Here is a 15,937-nt window from a genome sequence, read left to right on the forward strand (position 1 = left end):
CGGGAGAGGTTTTGAGCGACGAACCGCTTGGCCGGCGAAAACGCCTGACGGCCTTCATGATGGTGATCATGCCGAGCGCGTCGGGTCACGAGCTACACGGGTTCGTCCACGGCAAGACCGCGCTGCTTTTCCACCCGCAGGGCGGAGCGGAACGCGAAGCGGCCGGAGGCCGAACGCGCTTCCCCATAGCGCCGTAGAGAGGCCGGAGGCTGTGGGGAAAGCGGCTTCCGTTCGCGGAGCCTGCGGAGCGATGTGGCTCCCGTCTCACCCTGGCGACATCGGAGACCCGCACCCTCGACATCGCCGTCGGATCCGACTGTGCTGCAGTACTGTCGGTTCGACGGAAGGGGCGTGGATGGATGAGCGAGGTCTAGTGCAGGATAGGCTTGCCGCCAGCATTGTATTACGGGGTTGGTTGTCTATTGAGGCGTCATGGCGACACTGACGTTCCGAGTGCCGGACGAGGTCGCCACGCGCTTCGCGGCTCATGCTCGCGGCGAGGGCGGGAAGTCGGCCCTTCTCCGGCGGTTGATCGACGAGGCGGTCGGTGCGCGCCATGCGGCATTGGCAAATGGTGCCGGTTCGGCGCTGCCGGCGATTTCCGCTGCACTCGGACCTTCGACGAAGGTCACCTTGCGTCTGCGTGCGGACGAGATGGCCCAGGTCGTCGCGCTCGCCGAGGCGCGTGGGATGAGCCGGACGCAGTGGATCACCTCCCTGGTCCGGGCGCGGCTCGGTGTGGAACACCCGCAGACTGGAGACGAGCGTGTCGCCCTGCGAGCGATCGCCCGCGAGCTCAACCGCATCGGCAGCAACGTCAATCAGATCGCTCGCGCGGCGAACAGCGATGCACGATCGAACCGGTCCGTCGCGGTTGATGCCGGCCTGCTGGCGGAGATGAGTGCGGCGGTGGACCGGCTCTCGGACGCGCTCCGCCAAGCGCTGGGCCGTAGCGCCGGCTACTGGGATACCGGAGCGTGAGCCGAGGAAAGGCGGACGACCTGCCGCCGATCTCCTATGTGTGGCAGACGCCGATCCGTCGTCCCAAGCGGCAACCCTGGGACATGCCGGCCCCCGTCGACGGGAAGGCGATCACCCCGGCAATGCGAGGCCGCCTCGAGCGGATCGTTTCGCGCGTGCCCGAGGTGATGGTCAAGATCACCGGACGCACGAAGGGTGTCGCGCACCTGTGTTCGCATTTGGCCTACATCACGCGCAACGGCGATCTGGCGGCAGAGACGGAGACCGGTGTCGTCATGGAGGGGCGTGAGGGGTTGAGCGATCTCCAGGACAGATGGTCCGAAGATGTCGCCCTCGACCTGCGGCGGGCAAACCGGACGCTGTCGGTGAATATGATTCTGTCGATGCCGCCAGGAACCGACGGGACGAAGGTGCGCGACGCGGTTCGAGCTTTCGCGATCGACACCTTCGAAGGGCGGCACGATTACGCCTTCGTGCTTCATCAGGACGATGTGCATCCGCATGTCCACCTGACCGTGCGCGCGGCCGGCTATGACGGGCGCAGGCTCAATCCGCGCAAAGCTGATCTTCACCAGTGGCGCGAGCAGTTCGCGCAAGAACTTCGGTCGCGTGGCGTCGCAGCGGAGGCGACCCCGCGGCGCACGCGCGGCAAGGTGCGTAAGTCCGATCGGGGCAAGGTCCGGGCCATCAAGGAACGCGGTGAGCAGCCTCGGGTGGAGCGCCAGGCGCGCGAGGAGGTGGCGCGGGTTCAATCCTGGGAGACGGCCGAACGGCCTTGGGAGACGCGGATCCGGGAGCGGCAGGCCAACATCCGGACCCGGTATCTTGCATTCGCCGAAGAGATCAGCCGCTCAGACGACCCGGCCGACAAGATCCTGAGCGAACGTATTCGTGGCTTCGTGGAGCAGATGCCGCCATTGGAGACTCGCCGGCACGCCCTGCGTGAGGAACTCGCGCGCATGAGCGCGCTTCGCAAGTCTCAGCGTGAGCCGCTCCAACGCGATGACGACCGTAGAGACCGTGGATTGGGGAAGGATCGGTCGCGCTGAGGTCGGCAGTGTTGAAAGGCGTGGTGGTTGGAGAGTGACAGTGTGGCCGTCGGCGCCGGCCGAGGATGCAGCACCTAGCCGACCTGTAGCTGGCAACGAAAGTCGCCTTGCCATCTGTCCGAAAAATGCCGCACTCTTCGGACACCCTTTCCGTTGTCCGAATGATGTGACATGATTCGGACATGACCGTCGCAGTCTCGACCGCCGTCCCCGAACTGCGAACCCGCTTGCTCGACCGCATCATCCGCGATCCTGGATCCGTCTGGACGCCCGGCGACTTCGCCGACCTCGGCAACCGCGCCGCGGTCGACAAAACGCTCCAGCGACTTGAAACCGCTGGCGAAGTTCGAAGGATCGACCGAGGCCTTTATGACCGGCCTACGATCAACAGCCTGACCAAGCGGCCTGCCGTTCCCGATTACCGCGCGGTCATCCGGGCCGTCGCGCGGCGAGACAAGGCTCGATTCGTCATCGACGGCATGAGTGCCGCTAACGACCTCGGTCTCACTACGGCCGTTCCGGCCCGTATCGAGGTGCTGGTCGACGCCAGGCTGAAGCCCATCAAGCTTGGCAATCAAGTCGTCCACTTCAAAACGGCGGCGCCGAGCCGCCTGTTCTGGGCGGATCGTCCCGCCATGCGCGTCGTTCAGGCGCTCCACTGGCTGCAGGACATGCTGACGGCCCCAGAGGAGCGGGTGCGGGTGGTGGATACGCTGCGCCGCCTGTTCGCCGACCCACAGCACGGCAATGCCATCCGGGACGATCTTCGAGCCGGTCTCTCCGCACTGCCGATCTGGATGCAGGAGTTCCTGCGTCCCCTCCTGACCAACGAGAACGAGGCAGTACGGTGAGCCAGACCGATTACGCCCAGATCATCCGTGCACCGTCTCGCGAGCGCCTCGACCTCTTCCTCGCCACCGCCAACCGACTCGGAGCCCCGGTGGGCAATATTGAGAAGGATTTCTGGGTCTGCTGGACGCTGGATGCTCTCTATCATCGCCTTCCGCCAGGCGGGCCGCGCCTCCTGTTCAAGGGAGGCACGTCGCTGTCCAAAGCCTACGGTCTGATCCAGCGCTTCTCCGAAGACATCGACGTGACGGTCTTTCGCGACGATCTCGATGAGGCAGCCTCGGTCGAGGAGCTCGAAGCGCTCTCGAACAAAAAGCGCAGGGCCAAACTCGACGCGATCCGCGATGCATGCCGGGCCTATATCGTCGGTCTCTTGCGGGAGGTGCTGAGCACGCTGGTTGCCGAGGCGACGGATGGGGCCGGGCGGATCGAGGTGGACACGGCCGACCCCGATGGTCAGACCCTGCTGTTGTGGTACCCGGAAGCGGAGCCACGGGACGAAGCCTATGTCCGCCCCGTCGTTCGCATCGAATCAGGTGCCAAATCTGCGCTCGATCCCAACCGGCTCGCGACCATACGACCCTATATCGCCGACGAGGTCGCCGATCTCGACCTGTCCGTTCCCGATGTCGTCACCATCGAGCCCGGCAGAACGTTCTGGGACAAGGTCGTCATCGCCCATGGTCTGCGGCGCTGGCACGAACGTCGGGGCGTCCTGCGGCAGGAGGGACAGCGCGTGTCGCGTCACTACTACGACCTGTATTGTCTGGGCCGCTCGGAGCTGGGGCGTGCCGCCATGGCGGATCAGGCACTTGGTCTCGACTGCGTGCGGCACGCGCAAATGTTCTTCGACCGTCCTGACTACGATCTCGCCTCTGCCCGACGAGGTTCGTTCGCGCTCGTTCCATCGGCCGGAATGATCGACGTGTTGCGGCGGGACTACGACAATACGGTTGCGATGATCTTCGGGATCCCGCCGACATTCGAGGCCATTCACGACTCGCTTCTCGCGATCGAGGAAGTGATCAATCAATGACCAAAGGGGCAATCTCGCAGCGCAATTCAGCGGTCGCGGCCGCGCTCGCGGGTCTGCAGGCGCTCCTCCCGTCGATGATGGATGCGCGATGGAGGCTCGACGGCATCTCTCACTGACGTCCGCTCGGAGACTCGGATTTCAGCTCGGCGAAAGGTCCGCCCCTGTTCCAGATGCTCCGCGACGCGCTGTCGGGCCGCGTCCAGCATGATGTGCCGCGCCCGCTCATCCTGCGGAAACCGCGTCTTCAAAGCGCGCTCCAGCACCGCAATGTTCGAATGCGCTGCGGCCAGCGAGGGATCGCGGACAGCCTCTCGCTGGTCCAGGGATCGGAACTGCTCCGCCGTGAATGTCCAACGGTTGCGCACCACGTCTTGCCGTTCGACGGAGGTCGTACCGGTGCGGCCGTCGACGATCCTGATGTCTTTCGCTACCCGTTCCACACCATTGCGCTGAATCCGTATCCCGTCTCCGACTTCGACCTTCGCAGCCTCGACCGCTTTCGGCAGAGCCGCTCCCCAGATCCGCCGGGAACTGCCATCGCCCAGCGCCAGATCGACGTAGGCGGACGATTCCGCCCCCTGGCGACCGGAATAGGGAGCTCGGCCGACCTCGACGAGACGGCCCGTCACGCCGACATCGAGATTCGCTCGCGGTGACGGCCCGTCACCTTTCGTCGTTGAAGAAGCATCGAGATCGGGCGCGGGGCGAGCTGGATCGCTCCTCTGGGGAACCCGATCGGCAAGTCGCTTTCGCAAGGTTTCGTGGTCGAGCTCCGCCGGCTCGAAACCGCGCAGGGGGAGTCCGCGCGCCGTTGCCTCAAGCCACGCCTCCCGCCGGAACTCGACTGGACCGCGCACGCTCACCGCTTCCCAGCCGCGGTGCTCCGCAACGGCGATCATGTCACGAACGACCTCCGGTGCCTCGTTCCGGGTCGAGAGACGATCGCCTGTCGCCTTGAAGGCAAGGTACTCTCCCTGCCGGTCGGTGTAGATCCGGGCATGAATCGCGTCCCCGTCGAGACCGACCTTCGCCGCGACGACGTAGTATTTGCGCCGGATTCGGTCGGGAAAGCCGCTCCGATCCTCCTGCTCAATTCCATGGCTGCCTTCGGGTTGTCGTTCTGGTCGGGGCTGAGCAGGGGTGCTCTTGATCCTCGCACTACGTTCCACCGCGAACTCGCCAGCTTCGTCCGTCATGATATCAGGCCCTTCCGCTCACGCCGCCGCGGGTCGATCGAGAGCGCCATCGATCAGCCCACGCGCGAAGGCCTCGAGATCCGCGTCGGAGAGGTGCTCGCGCTCGATCGCGACCTCCGTAAAATCTATCGTCAACGCCTCCACGGGGATCTGATCGGGATCGAGGATTTCCTCATCCGTGACGGGCCGCATCCGGATCGTGGCCGAGAGCTCGGCTACCGTCGCTGAGAGCCGGCGCACCTGGCGATGAAGATGGATCATCTCGGGTGCCGAACCGGAGACCAAGGGCTTCACGTCCGGAGGAGCCACGAGGCGCACCGTGAAGGACGGGTCGGCATGGTAGACGATCTTCTCGGCCTGGATCGGTGCGAGACCGCCCATCAGGATGAACGCCGTGTTCGCGTCGGCGAGTTTGAGTTCCTGCGGGAGCATCAATGGTCGCGCCTGGTCGGACAGCGTCTCGCTGCGGCCGTGCCGACCGCCGTGCAAGCCCCAAGGGCGGCTGCGCGTCCGGCCCTCGACGGTATCGACCCCGAACCGTCGTGAGAGCTCCTCGGCGACGTCCTGTTCTTTGGGCCGGAAGACGAGCTCGACGGCGTGGTTCGTCATGAACGTCTTGGTCACGTCGGGTCCGTAGATCGCCCGTAGCTGCGAGGGGCTCTGGAGGATGGTGAGCAGACGAATGCCGTAGCCGGCGAGGAAGGGGACAGCGTTGGCCAGCACCGCGACGTTTCCGAGGGCCGGGAACTCATCGAGAAGGAGCAAAAGCTGCCGGGTGGGATCGCGCTCATGAACAGCCGACTTGGGAAGCTCGCGGGTCTGAAGGTCGATCACTTGTTGAAAGAATAGGTTCAGAAGAGGCGCGAGGCGTGCCAAGTTGTCGGGTGTCACGGCGAGGTAGATCGACATCGGTCGCTTGACGAGCTGTCGCAGATCAAAGTCGCTCTCGGCCGTCGCGAGGTCGATGCGGGGGTTTAGCCAGATCTCAAGCGAGGCAGTAACGCTCTTTCGAATCGACGAGAAGGTGTTGTCCGAAGTCGCAAGAAAATCGTTGAGTGCCGTCACGCACGATGTGGAGAGTGGCGCGTCCCCGAGCTTCCGCTTCTGGATGACATCCGTGAAATGCTTCTTCGGGTCGGCTTCCGCGGTCAGTTGGCGCAGGATCTCGCCGATGGTGAAGGGCAGCCCCTGCGTCTCGGCGATGTAGCCGCCGATGCCGACAAACGCCGCCCGCGCCGATTTCGCCCAGAACGGGTCTTCCTGCGCACTCGCGGGATAGAGCATGGCGGCGACCCGCTGGAGGTCGTCGTAGAGGTCGATCGGGTTGCGCCGTACGTAGGTCAGCGGGTTGTAGCGGGCCGTGCGTCCCTCCGCATCGAGCGGATCGAGGATGAAAACCTCCTGACCATGCGCGGCCCGGAAGCCGGCCGTACGCAGGAAGTTCTCTTTCTTGATGTCGAGCACCACGACCGACCCTGGCCAGTTCAGCAGGTTCGGGATCACGACCGCGACCCCTTTGCCAGACCGGGTCGGGGCATAGACGACGACGTGCTCCGAGCCCGGAAAGGTCAAGAGTTGCCCGCCCTTGCGGCCCAGCAGGATCCCGGTCTTGACCCGCAAACCGGCGCGTTGAATTTCACGATCGGTTGCAAAGCGAGCCCGACCGTGCAGGGGGCGCGGTCGTGCGCGCAGGACGGCGCCGATTCCAAACAGGAACACGAGCCCTGTCCCAATGAGACTCAGGCGGACCCAACGCGCCACCTTTGGTTCGTGGCCGTAGAACCAGCCGTACTCGACGACCGACACCAGGTGCAGGCTGCCATCGTGCCGGCGCAGTCCTAGAAGCATCACGTTTGACGCGATAAACAGGTAGAGCGCGACCGCGATGATGGCGGCGGCAATGCCGAGAGCGAGCTTATGCCGCCAATCGCCGTTTGGCGTCAGGCTCATAGTAGATCTCCGAGATGCGATATCGGCCTTCGATGCGGGTCATCTGAACGACGACATCGACGGTCAGCTTCAGGAGGTTGCGGATGTCGTCGCGTGCGAGCTCGCGACCCTCGGCACTCTCCTTCACCAGCAGCGTGAGCTGCTCGAAGGCGAGGCGGGCGGAGTCGGCATGGACCGTGGTGATCGAGCCGGGGTGGCCGGAGTTCACGTTGCGTAGGTAGTAGAAGGCGGTGCCGTCGCGCAGCTCCTGAAGCAGGATGCGGTCAGGGCGCATGCGCAGCGACGATTCGAGCAACTCACGGGGACCGGTCTGGGCAATACCGAGGCCGTCCTTGGCATAGAGCAGCCGGACGTGGTTGGCGTGCGGGACCGTGAGTTCGGCGGTGTCCTCGATCGTGAGGATGCGCTCATGGCTCGGGATGCAGGCGACGAGGCCCTTGGCGAGCGTGGTCTTGCCCGATCCGGTTGCGCCCGAAATGATGATGTTGCGCCGGGTCCGAACCGCCAGCTCGAGGAAAGCGCGCCAAGCGCCGCCGTCCCGGAGAAGCAGGAGTTCCTCTTCTTCGATCGAGAGGATACCGGCCGCGGGCTGAACCTCGCCGAACAGGTCACGTCGCTCGAGTTCGTCGAGGGTCATTGGGAGGCGGGCGGCCTTGCGGATCGTGAGGCTGACCGTGCCTGCCGGGACCGCCGGGGGCACCACGATCTGGCAGCGCTCGCCGCCGGGCAGCGTCGTCGAGACAATCGGATGGTCGGGTGCGATGTCCTGGCGGGTATAGGCCGCGGCGGCTAGCGCGAGATTCTGAAGGTGCGCGCCTGAGAGCGCAGGAACCTCGTGGCGTGTCCAGCCCTCTGGTCCCTCGGTAAACACCTCGCCGGGACGATTGACGACGACCTCGCTCAGCCGCTCGTCGGCAAGGAAGGCTTTCAGTGGCGCCAGATACCGCTCCAGCACCCGCTGCTGCGCGCTCGATGTGTCACCGAGGGAGACCGAGCTGCGTTCCCCGTTAAAGAGGGGAGGGGCCTTCGGACGACCGATCAGACCGACGGTCATGGCTTGAACACCGGGCGAGCGGGCGCGAGGCCGGCCGCACGATCCAGAAGCTCAGTCCGGCTCCCAACCACCTGCAAGGCGTAGACCGAGGAGAAGTCGAGGTCGCGGGCGACGAAGATGGAGACGAGCTCACCCTGGTTCTTGTTGAGCGTCGGCGGAATGTTGATCGAGTTCTCCGTAGCTATCGCCGCCGCCGACTGACTGCCGCTCTGGGCGGTGTTGATCTGCAGGCCGCCCTCAGAGAGCTGGCGTCCGGCGATCTGCCCGGCATCGCCAACGATGGAGAGGAGGAGGGCGCCGCCGAACCGCTCGAGGAAGTGGTTGTCCATCTCGCCGTCGAAGCCCGCCCGGCCGAGCGCGTCTGTCGCCGGCGAAGCCAAGTTCACGATGACGCCGGTCGGGGTCTTCGCCCTGCTCCAGAGCACGAACATGCGTGACGAGCCGCGGCGGACGTTGCCGCGATATTCGCCGACCACCTGGGTGCCCTTCTCCATGAGCACGACATGGCCGTTGTCGCTCATGACGTCGCGAGAGATGACGCAGGAGACGAAGCCAGCCACGTCCGACGACATCGCTGTCTCGAGCACGCAGGGAATGGCGGCGCCTTGCGCGACAAGGAGATTGCGGTTCGGCAAACGCGCTGCCCGGACGCCCTCGATCGGGGTGGGGCGAAGCTTATCGGACAATTCGTTGCGGGGCTCGGGCGTACCGTAGCCTGATCCGTAGGGCAGGGGGCCTGCCGTATCGTTCGAATAGCCGGTCATTGCCGATCCCGGTCTTGCCTGCGGTGGCCGGTTGTAGATCAGCACCGGCGCGCGCCGGCTGCTCTCCAGGAGATCGTCGGCCTGCGAGCGCTCGACCCGTGCCGGCTGCGCCGGGGGCGGCGAGGGCACCGGCAGCGCTGCCGTCTGCACAGGCTCACTCGGCGGCTCGCGCAGGCGCTCGAAGCTGCTGGCGACCGAGATGGTCGGGTTCGTGCGGGCCTCGGCCTCCGCTGGCGCCCGCTTCCAGCTCGCCCAGAGCAATCCGCCGCACAAGGCGACGAGCGCCACGGTGCCGGCGACCTTGCGACCGCTTGCCGGACGGGCGTCGGCCGCACCGGCGACTGGTGTGATCGCCCGATCCGGGACGTCGAGGGATGGCGCGTCGTGCTGGTCGGTCATCGTGCTGCTCCCTGGCTGCGGTTCGGCCGCCGTGCCGTGCGCATCACGGCCGGGCTCGTGGTCCGGGTGCCGTAGTTCACCCCGACGGCGTCGAAGGCCTCGTTGAATAGGCAGGTGACCTGCGAGCCCTGGCGCAGGCGGAGTTCCCGGCCGATCGCGTGAACAACGACGAGCTCACCGCGCACATCCTTGGGCACCAGGCTCTCAGTGCCATCGCTCGCAACAAGGTAGATGGCCGGCACCTCGCGGTTGCCCTCGAAGCGCAGGTAGGTCTCTCGGCCGTCGTCGTAGACGCCGTCCGGCTCGAGTGCGGCGGCGCCCTGTGCCGAGTAGCGCCAGTTGCGCGGGCCGGCCGCGTCCGAAAGCGCAAAGGTCTGGTCGACCGCTCCGGCTTCCGCGGCCGAGCGGCGCAGCGAGGCTTCGGCACGCCGGATCTCTGCCTCGTCCTCCGGATAGGAGAACCGGACGACGAAGTAGCTCTCGGCCAGCGAGCCCTCGTTGATCGAGAGCTCGAACTGGTAGGAGCGCTTGCGACCGTCGCGGCGTGTGGTCACCACCTGCAGGTTGGTGGCGGGATGCCGCTCGCGGGGCTTGAGGAACAGGATGTTGCCGGCCGGTGCGATTTCCCAGGAGACGGAGTCACCGATCGCCACGTGCGCGATCTCCTCGCCCTCGGCGAACATTACCTGCGTCGAGGCGCGGATGACGCCGTTGACCTTCACGACGTTCGAGGGATCGTAGACGACATTCCGCACGCGAGCGTCACGGCTTCCGGCTTGCGGATGTTGCAGAGCCGAGGCAGGGGCCGTGAGCGCGGCCAGCGTCGCGCCCGCGAGTAGCGCAGCCGGGAGAAGGCCCAATCGGTTCATGGGGCCACCTCCGGGTCGGAGCGATACTCGGAGACGAGGAAGCCGAGCGGGTTCACCAACCGGTCACTCGTCGACATCTTCGCCCGTGGCTCGAAGCCGAAGGCGAGGGTGGCGATCCAGTGGGAGACCTTGGTCTCGTCGCCCCGCCGGCTCTCGCGCAGGTAGCGGACCGAGGCGAGGTGCGGCCCGAGCAGCGAGATTGCCTTGATGCGAATCTCCGCGATGCCAGACCGGCCGAAGGCGACCTGCGGGCTCTCCGGGTTCGAGCCCTTGTAGAGCGTCGCGAACCGGACCTGTTCAGGCCCACTCGAGAGCAACGAGACGGTGCGGAAGTTCACCGGCGCCTCTACGAAGCTGTAGCCCTCGCGCATTCGGACGTATTGGCCGAGGAAGTACTTCATCACGGCCTCGTCGTAGGAGGCCGGGCCGGCATCGAGCCCTGAGACGACGTCGACGATGCCGGTCGCGTTGTCCACGCGCACGACGAACGGCTCGACGCTCTTCAGCGGACTCAGCGCCGCGACCGCGCCGACGGAGACGACGGAAAGCAGGCAGGCGCCGGTCGCGACACCCCAGGCGAGCCGTTTGGAACGATGTGCGGCGGTAAGCTGATCCTGCTCCCAGAGCCGGGCGCGCGCGAAGTAGGTTTTGAGATCGCTCGCTTCAACCATGATCGACCTCGCCGGTGCAGGGCTGCAGAGATGCGGCAACGTCGAAGCCTGGCACCGCTCGTCGACGAGCCTCTCCGACGCGCTCGGGGGTGACCGCTTCGCCCTTGCGAATGACCGGGTCACTGGAAGGGATGGGAGCCGATGTCGGTGCCTGGCTCGGGACCGACGTGATCGCGCTCGCGACGGGAACCCCCGGCCTCGTTCCCTCCCAGTCCCACATCGAGCGGTTGAGCGGGCGGCGCGCCCCGCCGTCGCAACTCGGCGCCGGCGTCGGCCCCATCACGCTCGTACATCCTCCACACCCGGTCGCGATCACGACCAAGCTTGCCATCATGATCCGTTGCATGAGTCTGTCCCCTGTTTGCTGGGCCCAGCTCTGCGGCGGGCTCCTGGTTTGCGGTCGACGCCGAGGCCCTTCGCTACCCGGCCCGGTTCCGTTCGATGATGCCGCCGGACCGCGCGGTCCGGATCGCCGCAGCCGACTGCCGTGCGGCGGCGCGCGAGCCCGCATAGGCGCCGGCCGCCGCGGCTGTGCCGCCGGTCAATGCGGCTGCAGTCAGGCTCCGACTCATGGCGCGGCCGGCGAGCGACGCCCCGCCGCCGGCGAGCGCCCCGGCGATCTCGGGCAACTGGAGGGCGACGTAGGCGGCGAGCCCCAGGATGGCGCTGATCGCCACCGCGCCAACGATGAGCTGGCCGCCGGTTGCGGCGTTGGCGCCGTACTTGTCGACGAACTGCACAACCGTGGTCAGCATCAACCCGACGAGCGCGATGACGAGGACCTGCAGCACGACGAAGTTGGCGAGTTGACGCGTCCAAGCCTCGGCGAAGGGGCGAGTCGCCTCGAACAGAGCGAGCGCGACGAAGATCGGTCCGAGCGCGATCACCAGCGCCATGCCGACCTTGGCGTAGAGCATAATTGCGAATTGTAGGAAGCCAGCGGCGGCGGTGAACACCATCAGGATCGCAGCCACGAGCGCAGGAGCGATGTTGGTCAGTCCTGCCTGCTCGTAGATCTTCGTCGCGACCTCGATCCCCTTGTTCAAGAGCTGATCGAAGGGTTGGCCGGACTTCATGTTGAGGCCGGCACCAGAGATCGCGTTGCCGATCTCGCGCGGCAGCGTGTCGTTGAACAGGTCGGTGACGTATTGCTGGAAGGTGGCGGCGTTGGTGGCGAGCATGACGATGGCGACGAGGCGGACCGAGCGCCAGGCGAAATCCATGACCGGCTCGCGCACGCCGCCGCGGATGATCGCGATGCCGTAGAGCACGATGTAGAGCATCAGCCCGACGCGCAGCGGCCCGCTGACCGCCGAGGTCAGGTTCGTCACCGAATCCGAGACGAACCGCGTGATCGGCTGCTCGAACTCGCGCAGAAACTCGTCGAAGACCTGGATCGCCATGCGGATCTCCTGTTCAGTTCCTGAGGCTCTGAATGGCGCGCTCGCGCCCGAGCATCATGATCCGCTCCTTGGCGTGGCCTGCGTTCCGGCACTCCGGCGTATCGCCGATGCCGCCTGGGTCGTTTCTGCAGCGCGCCCAGGTCTCGTCGAGCGCTGCGGGATTCTCGAGAAACTGCAGCACCGTGCGGTACTTCGACTTCCGGCTCGCATCGCTGAGTGTCGGCTGAGCGGGTGGCGCGGGATCGTTGCAGGCGCCGACAACGGTCAGCACGGCCAAGGCGAGGGCAGGGCGGCTCATCGGACCGCCGCCTTCATCTCGTCGATGAGCTGGCGGCCGCGCTCGCGCTCGCGCTGCCCGTTCATCTCGCCCTGCGCCCGCTGGACCATCGCGAGACCCTGCATGCGCAGCACGTCGTTCTGGAGGAGCGTCGACTCGACTTGGACGCGGGCGGAGAGGTCGAGGACATCCTTGACGTCGCGCGCCTGCCCGATCTGCTGGCGCAGCTTGTCGAGTTCGTCGACGCGCTTGGCCGCCGTGTCGTAAACGGCCTGCCCGATCGAATGGCTCGTGCCGGTCTGGCGCGCGATGCGGTCGAGCTCAGTTGCGTAGAAGGCATTACCGGGATTGGCAGTGTAGACCCGGTTCTGGGTCAGGTAGCTGTCGAGCGAGGACGCGAAGGTTCCAGAGCCCGATCCGTTTACGAGGCTCTCGATCTGCGAGAACTCGGCGGGAAGATACTTGCGGAACTGCGTCGAGTTCAGGAGGCCCGCAACGTCGCCTGCATTGGTCAGCTTGTTGAAGCTGTCATAGAGGCGTTTAGCCTGGGTGAGCTGATCGTTCAGCGCGGTGAGCTGCTTCTCCATTTGCTGGACCTGATCGACGAGCTTGGCGACCGCGGTGGGGTCGTAGACGATGTCGAAGGCTGTGGCCGGTACGGTCACCAAGACCAGGGCCAGTGATGCCGTCAGTCGCGCGAAACGTCTCATCGAAGGTTGCTCCGCTGTACGTGGAAGGCGGGAAGCCAAGCTGCCGGGTCTTCGCCCAGCTCGGAGCGAAGCCGATCGACGAGTTCGACCGTCGCAGTCCGACCCGACAGAACGGCGAGGTGATCCTCCATCCCGGTGAGGTCGAGCTCGGCGACGACGGCATGCCGTCCCTGCTTGACCAGGAAGCGCCGGCTCTCGTTCGAGAGGTCTTCCTTGACCAGGCGGTACTCGCGCCGGCTGAGATGAAAGCCGTCGACGTAATCCGCTGCCTGGCCCCGAGGGTTCGGGAAGAACACCTGGGTCGGACATTGCTCGACGATGGTGTGGGCGATCGGGCTCGCCAAGGCGTCGCGCGGCGACTGCGTGCCGAACAGCATCGCGCCGTTCTTCTTGCGGATGGTCTTCAGGCCGTCATTGGCGAGCGCTCGGAAGGCGTCGTCGCCGAGCGCCTTCCAGAACTCGTCGATCGCGATCAGGATGCGCCGCCCATCGATGAGCGCTTCGACCCGGTGGAACAACACCATCATCAGCGGCGTGCGAATCAGCGGATCGTCGAGGACCTCGGTCATGTCGAAGCCGAGCGCCGTCGCGTCGAGGCTGATGGCGTCGGCGTCGTTGTCGAGCACCCAGCCGAGTGGGCCACCCTCGCACCAGCGTTCGAGACGGGCGCCGATGCCCTCCGGATCGCGCTGGCCCAGAAAAACCCGCAAGGCAGAAAAGGAGCGCTCCTCTTTTGGCAGATCGCGCAGCGCGAGAAGCCCCGCGTCGATCCGGCCTTCGTCAACCGTCGAGAGCGGTCGGACCTCGGTTGAGACGAGCTGCCGGACGAGCCGTCCAAGGAAGGCGAGATTCTCTTGCGTCAGGTCGAGATGCTTCAGGGGTGCGCAGCCGGTCGGACGGCCAACGCGAAGGGCGAGATAGGTTCCGCCAAGCGCCCGGATCACAATTTCCGCGCCGCGGTCCTTGTCGAACAGGACCAACTGGCAACCGAGCTTTTCGGCCTGCGCGAGGGCAAAAGCGATGAACACCGTCTTGCCCGATCCCGACGGCCCGCAGACGAAGGTGTTGCCGAGATCGCCAACATGGAAGGAGAAGTGGTAGGGCGCACCCGATGTTGTCTTGAGACAGGCAACCGCGACACCCCAATGATTCCCGTCCGCTTGCCCTGACGGATAGGTGTGAAAGGGCGAGAGGGCGGCGAAGTTGCGCGAGGTGATGGCGCCGGCCCGAGCCCGGTAGCGGAATAGGCCCGGGCATTGCGCCCAGTAGGCCGCTTCGAGGCCGAGATCCTCGCGTGCGACGACGGCACCGGCTTCGGCGAGGATGCGCCTCCCGCGCGCCATCGTCTCCAGGAGAGACGCCGGGCTCTCCGCGCGCAGCAGCACCGACACATGGTGGTCGCCCATGACGAAGCGGCCGGATTCGAGGTCGTCGAGGGCGGTGTCGAGATCGACGATCTGGCTCGCGGCCGGGTCGTTCGACGAGAGCAACTGGTTCTGCTTGCGCGTCATCACAGCCTTGGCCTCGTGCTTCGAGAGGAAGGCGAAGGAGTGCGTGACGACGAGTTCCATTGGGGCGGCGAGCAGGCCGTCGAGGAGGCCGGGCTTCGTCGTCGCCGGGTATTCCTTGAAGCCGAACATCCCAGCGAAGCGCGAACGGCCGGCGCCGCGGATTTCCACGGCCTCGCGGCCGAAGATCAGGCGGTTCGTGTAGAGCGCCGGACCGATCGGGCCGTGAACGAGCGGGACGGGGAGGGCTTCGCCGGAGACGAGTTCATGCAGGAACTCGCTGACCTGCGAGAAGACGATTCCGCCGCGCTCGTAGAGCCCGAGCCGGCAGGGTCCGTAGGGAGCGAGCGCCGCCACGACGTCGCGCGTGGCGTCCTCGAGCTTCTTCAGGCCTCCGCTATCGAGCTCGTCGTTGGCGGCCCGGGTGCGGCCGATGCGAGACAGCAGCCCGACCGCACGCTCCGCTGGATCCCGGCCGGGGTGCCAGACAAGGGTGAGCGTCAGCTCGTTGCGATAAAGGTCCTGTGCGATGAGCCGCTTGCGGTAGGCCGCATCGAGATCACGGGCGAAGTCCGATCGGAAGCGCCCAATCGGATAATCCTGCGAGCGCCGGCGAATGACATGGGTCCAGAGCGCGAGGCGTTCGTCCGCGACGTTGCGCAAAGCGAGGTTGAGCTTGGCGTGGAGGTCGTTGAGCTCAGCCGGGTCGGCCGTTTCGAATGAGACCCCCTCGATCCGCACGCAGGTGATGAGGGCTCGGGTAGTCATCGTCACGACATGCTCGGTCGCGTGACGCAGGTAGGGGAGGTGAGCGGCCGGGCCGACTTCGCGCAGCTTGAGGCGCTGCGTAGCTGAACTAGCCATGAGCGAGTTCCTCCGGCCGGTAGCGGCGAACGAGTGGAAGGGGCGTGCAGGACGAACCGCCCCACAGCCCGACGTTGCGGTGGCGCCCGCGCGTCTCGAACCAGGCGAACAGGATGCGGAACTGGTTCGGGTCGTACCGGCACATGAGCCGGCAGGCGAGATGGATCGGCAGCGCCACGAGGCCGTAGAGCAGGGAGCCGGCGAGGATGAACAGGATCGAGGAAAAGATCATGTTCAAGCCCATGGCTTCCATGGTGACCCCCATGAGCATCGCGGGTCGGGTGCAGGCGAGGAACAGGGTGTCCTCGACGAGGCGTTCGTCGGACATGCCGGAATCCAGGTTTGGGAATGGAGGAG

Annotated in this window: 16 protein-coding genes; 5 read left to right on the forward strand and 11 right to left on the reverse strand. The window is 66.0% G+C overall.

From position 1 onward, the window contains the following. The first annotated feature begins 11 nt into the window (after positions 1-11). The 5 genes from MFF55_RS08375 (at position 12) to MFF55_RS08395 (ending at position 3,915) form a co-directional block, all read left to right on the forward strand. On the forward strand, positions 12-197 hold the full coding sequence (locus MFF55_RS08375; RefSeq protein WP_238243627.1) for a hypothetical protein: 186 nt from the start codon (positions 12-14) through the stop codon (positions 195-197). A 256-nt stretch (positions 198-453) separates the two neighbouring features. Next, positions 454-981 (forward strand): MobC family plasmid mobilization relaxosome protein, encoded by a 528-nt coding sequence (locus MFF55_RS08380; RefSeq protein WP_238243628.1) that lies wholly within the window; start codon positions 454-456, stop codon positions 979-981. Continuing rightward, on the forward strand, positions 978-2,030 hold the full coding sequence (locus tag MFF55_RS08385; protein WP_238243629.1) for a relaxase/mobilization nuclease domain-containing protein: 1,053 nt from the start codon (positions 978-980) through the stop codon (positions 2,028-2,030). Before MFF55_RS08380 ends, MFF55_RS08385 begins: the two co-directional genes overlap by 4 nt. A 182-nt stretch (positions 2,031-2,212) precedes the next feature. Beyond that, complete coding sequence (locus tag MFF55_RS08390) at positions 2,213-2,881, forward strand: DUF6088 family protein (protein WP_238243630.1); 669 nt, start codon at positions 2,213-2,215, stop codon at positions 2,879-2,881. Beyond that, on the forward strand, positions 2,878-3,915 hold the full coding sequence (locus MFF55_RS08395) for a nucleotidyl transferase AbiEii/AbiGii toxin family protein (RefSeq protein WP_238243631.1): 1,038 nt from the start codon (positions 2,878-2,880) through the stop codon (positions 3,913-3,915). Before MFF55_RS08390 ends, MFF55_RS08395 begins: the two co-directional genes overlap by 4 nt. 26 nt (positions 3,916-3,941) lie before the next feature. Here the strand turns inward: MFF55_RS08395 and MFF55_RS08400 are convergent, their stop codons facing one another. From MFF55_RS08400 to MFF55_RS08450, 11 genes are all read right to left on the reverse strand, one after another. Next, on the reverse strand, positions 3,942-5,111 hold the full coding sequence (locus tag MFF55_RS08400; protein ID WP_238243632.1) for an LPD7 domain-containing protein: 1,170 nt from the start codon (positions 5,109-5,111) through the stop codon (positions 3,942-3,944). 18 nt (positions 5,112-5,129) lie between these two features. Next, positions 5,130-7,061 carry a type IV secretory system conjugative DNA transfer family protein gene (locus MFF55_RS08405; RefSeq protein ID WP_238243633.1) on the reverse strand — a complete coding sequence of 644 codons (1,932 nt, stop codon included), beginning with the start codon at positions 7,059-7,061 and terminating at the stop codon, positions 5,130-5,132. Then, entirely contained in the window at positions 7,027-8,115 is a 1,089-nt protein-coding gene (gene virB11, locus MFF55_RS08410) for a P-type DNA transfer ATPase VirB11 (protein WP_238243634.1), read from the reverse strand. Before virB11 ends, MFF55_RS08405 begins: the two co-directional genes overlap by 35 nt. Next, entirely contained in the window at positions 8,112-9,278 is a 1,167-nt protein-coding gene (virB10, locus tag MFF55_RS08415; protein ID WP_238243635.1) for a type IV secretion system protein VirB10, read from the reverse strand. The genes virB11 and virB10 overlap by 4 nt, the downstream gene beginning before the upstream one ends. Continuing rightward, positions 9,275-10,147, reverse strand: coding sequence for a P-type conjugative transfer protein VirB9 (virB9, locus tag MFF55_RS08420; RefSeq protein WP_238243636.1), 873 nt, complete (start codon positions 10,145-10,147; stop codon positions 9,275-9,277). Before virB9 ends, virB10 begins: the two co-directional genes overlap by 4 nt. Continuing rightward, positions 10,144-10,818 carry a VirB8 family type IV secretion system protein gene (locus MFF55_RS08425; RefSeq protein WP_238243637.1) on the reverse strand — a complete coding sequence of 225 codons (675 nt, stop codon included), beginning with the start codon at positions 10,816-10,818 and terminating at the stop codon, positions 10,144-10,146. Before MFF55_RS08425 ends, virB9 begins: the two co-directional genes overlap by 4 nt. Positions 10,819-11,237: 419 nt before the next feature. Further along, positions 11,238-12,221 carry a TrbL/VirB6 family protein gene (locus tag MFF55_RS08430; RefSeq protein ID WP_238243638.1) on the reverse strand — a complete coding sequence of 328 codons (984 nt, stop codon included), beginning with the start codon at positions 12,219-12,221 and terminating at the stop codon, positions 11,238-11,240. Positions 12,222-12,234: 13 nt separating this feature from the next. Continuing rightward, a complete protein-coding gene (locus MFF55_RS08435; RefSeq protein ID WP_238243639.1) occupies positions 12,235-12,519 on the reverse strand; it encodes an EexN family lipoprotein in 285 nt (94 codons plus the stop codon). Beyond that, complete coding sequence (gene virB5, locus MFF55_RS08440) at positions 12,516-13,208, reverse strand: P-type DNA transfer protein VirB5 (RefSeq protein ID WP_238243640.1); 693 nt, start codon at positions 13,206-13,208, stop codon at positions 12,516-12,518. The genes MFF55_RS08435 and virB5 overlap by 4 nt, the downstream gene beginning before the upstream one ends. Beyond that, complete coding sequence (locus tag MFF55_RS08445; protein WP_238243641.1) at positions 13,205-15,580, reverse strand: VirB4 family type IV secretion/conjugal transfer ATPase; 2,376 nt, start codon at positions 15,578-15,580, stop codon at positions 13,205-13,207. Before MFF55_RS08445 ends, virB5 begins: the two co-directional genes overlap by 4 nt. Further along, a complete protein-coding gene (locus MFF55_RS08450) occupies positions 15,573-15,908 on the reverse strand; it encodes a VirB3 family type IV secretion system protein (protein WP_238243642.1) in 336 nt (111 codons plus the stop codon). The genes MFF55_RS08445 and MFF55_RS08450 overlap by 8 nt, the downstream gene beginning before the upstream one ends. Between the last annotated feature and the right edge of the window lie 29 nt (positions 15,909-15,937).

It is taken from the genome of Methylobacterium iners, assembly GCF_022179305.1.
GTDB classification, from domain to species: Bacteria; Pseudomonadota; Alphaproteobacteria; order Rhizobiales; family Beijerinckiaceae; genus Methylobacterium; species Methylobacterium iners.

Excerpts from the sequence above, each read along its gene's own strand:
- MFF55_RS08390 (WP_238243630.1), top strand. The coding sequence starts at position 2,213 with ATGACCGTCGCAGTCTCGACCGCCGTCCCCGAACTGCGAACCCGCTTG.
- MFF55_RS08400 (WP_238243632.1), bottom strand. The coding sequence starts at position 5,111 with ATGACGGACGAAGCTGGCGAGTTCGCGGTGGAACGTAGTGCGAGGATC.
- MFF55_RS08405 (WP_238243633.1), bottom strand. The coding sequence starts at position 7,061 with ATGAGCCTGACGCCAAACGGCGATTGGCGGCATAAGCTCGCTCTCGGC.
- virB11 (WP_238243634.1), bottom strand. The coding sequence starts at position 8,115 with ATGACCGTCGGTCTGATCGGTCGTCCGAAGGCCCCTCCCCTCTTTAAC.
- virB10 (WP_238243635.1), bottom strand. The coding sequence starts at position 9,278 with ATGACCGACCAGCACGACGCGCCATCCCTCGACGTCCCGGATCGGGCG.
- virB9 (WP_238243636.1), bottom strand. The coding sequence starts at position 10,147 with ATGAACCGATTGGGCCTTCTCCCGGCTGCGCTACTCGCGGGCGCGACG.
- MFF55_RS08425 (WP_238243637.1), bottom strand. The coding sequence starts at position 10,818 with ATGGTTGAAGCGAGCGATCTCAAAACCTACTTCGCGCGCGCCCGGCTC.
- MFF55_RS08430 (WP_238243638.1), bottom strand. The coding sequence starts at position 12,221 with ATGGCGATCCAGGTCTTCGACGAGTTTCTGCGCGAGTTCGAGCAGCCG.
- MFF55_RS08435 (WP_238243639.1), bottom strand. The coding sequence starts at position 12,519 with ATGAGCCGCCCTGCCCTCGCCTTGGCCGTGCTGACCGTTGTCGGCGCC.
- virB5 (WP_238243640.1), bottom strand. The coding sequence starts at position 13,208 with ATGAGACGTTTCGCGCGACTGACGGCATCACTGGCCCTGGTCTTGGTG.
- MFF55_RS08445 (WP_238243641.1), bottom strand. The coding sequence starts at position 15,580 with ATGGCTAGTTCAGCTACGCAGCGCCTCAAGCTGCGCGAAGTCGGCCCG.
- MFF55_RS08450 (WP_238243642.1), bottom strand. The coding sequence starts at position 15,908 with ATGTCCGACGAACGCCTCGTCGAGGACACCCTGTTCCTCGCCTGCACC.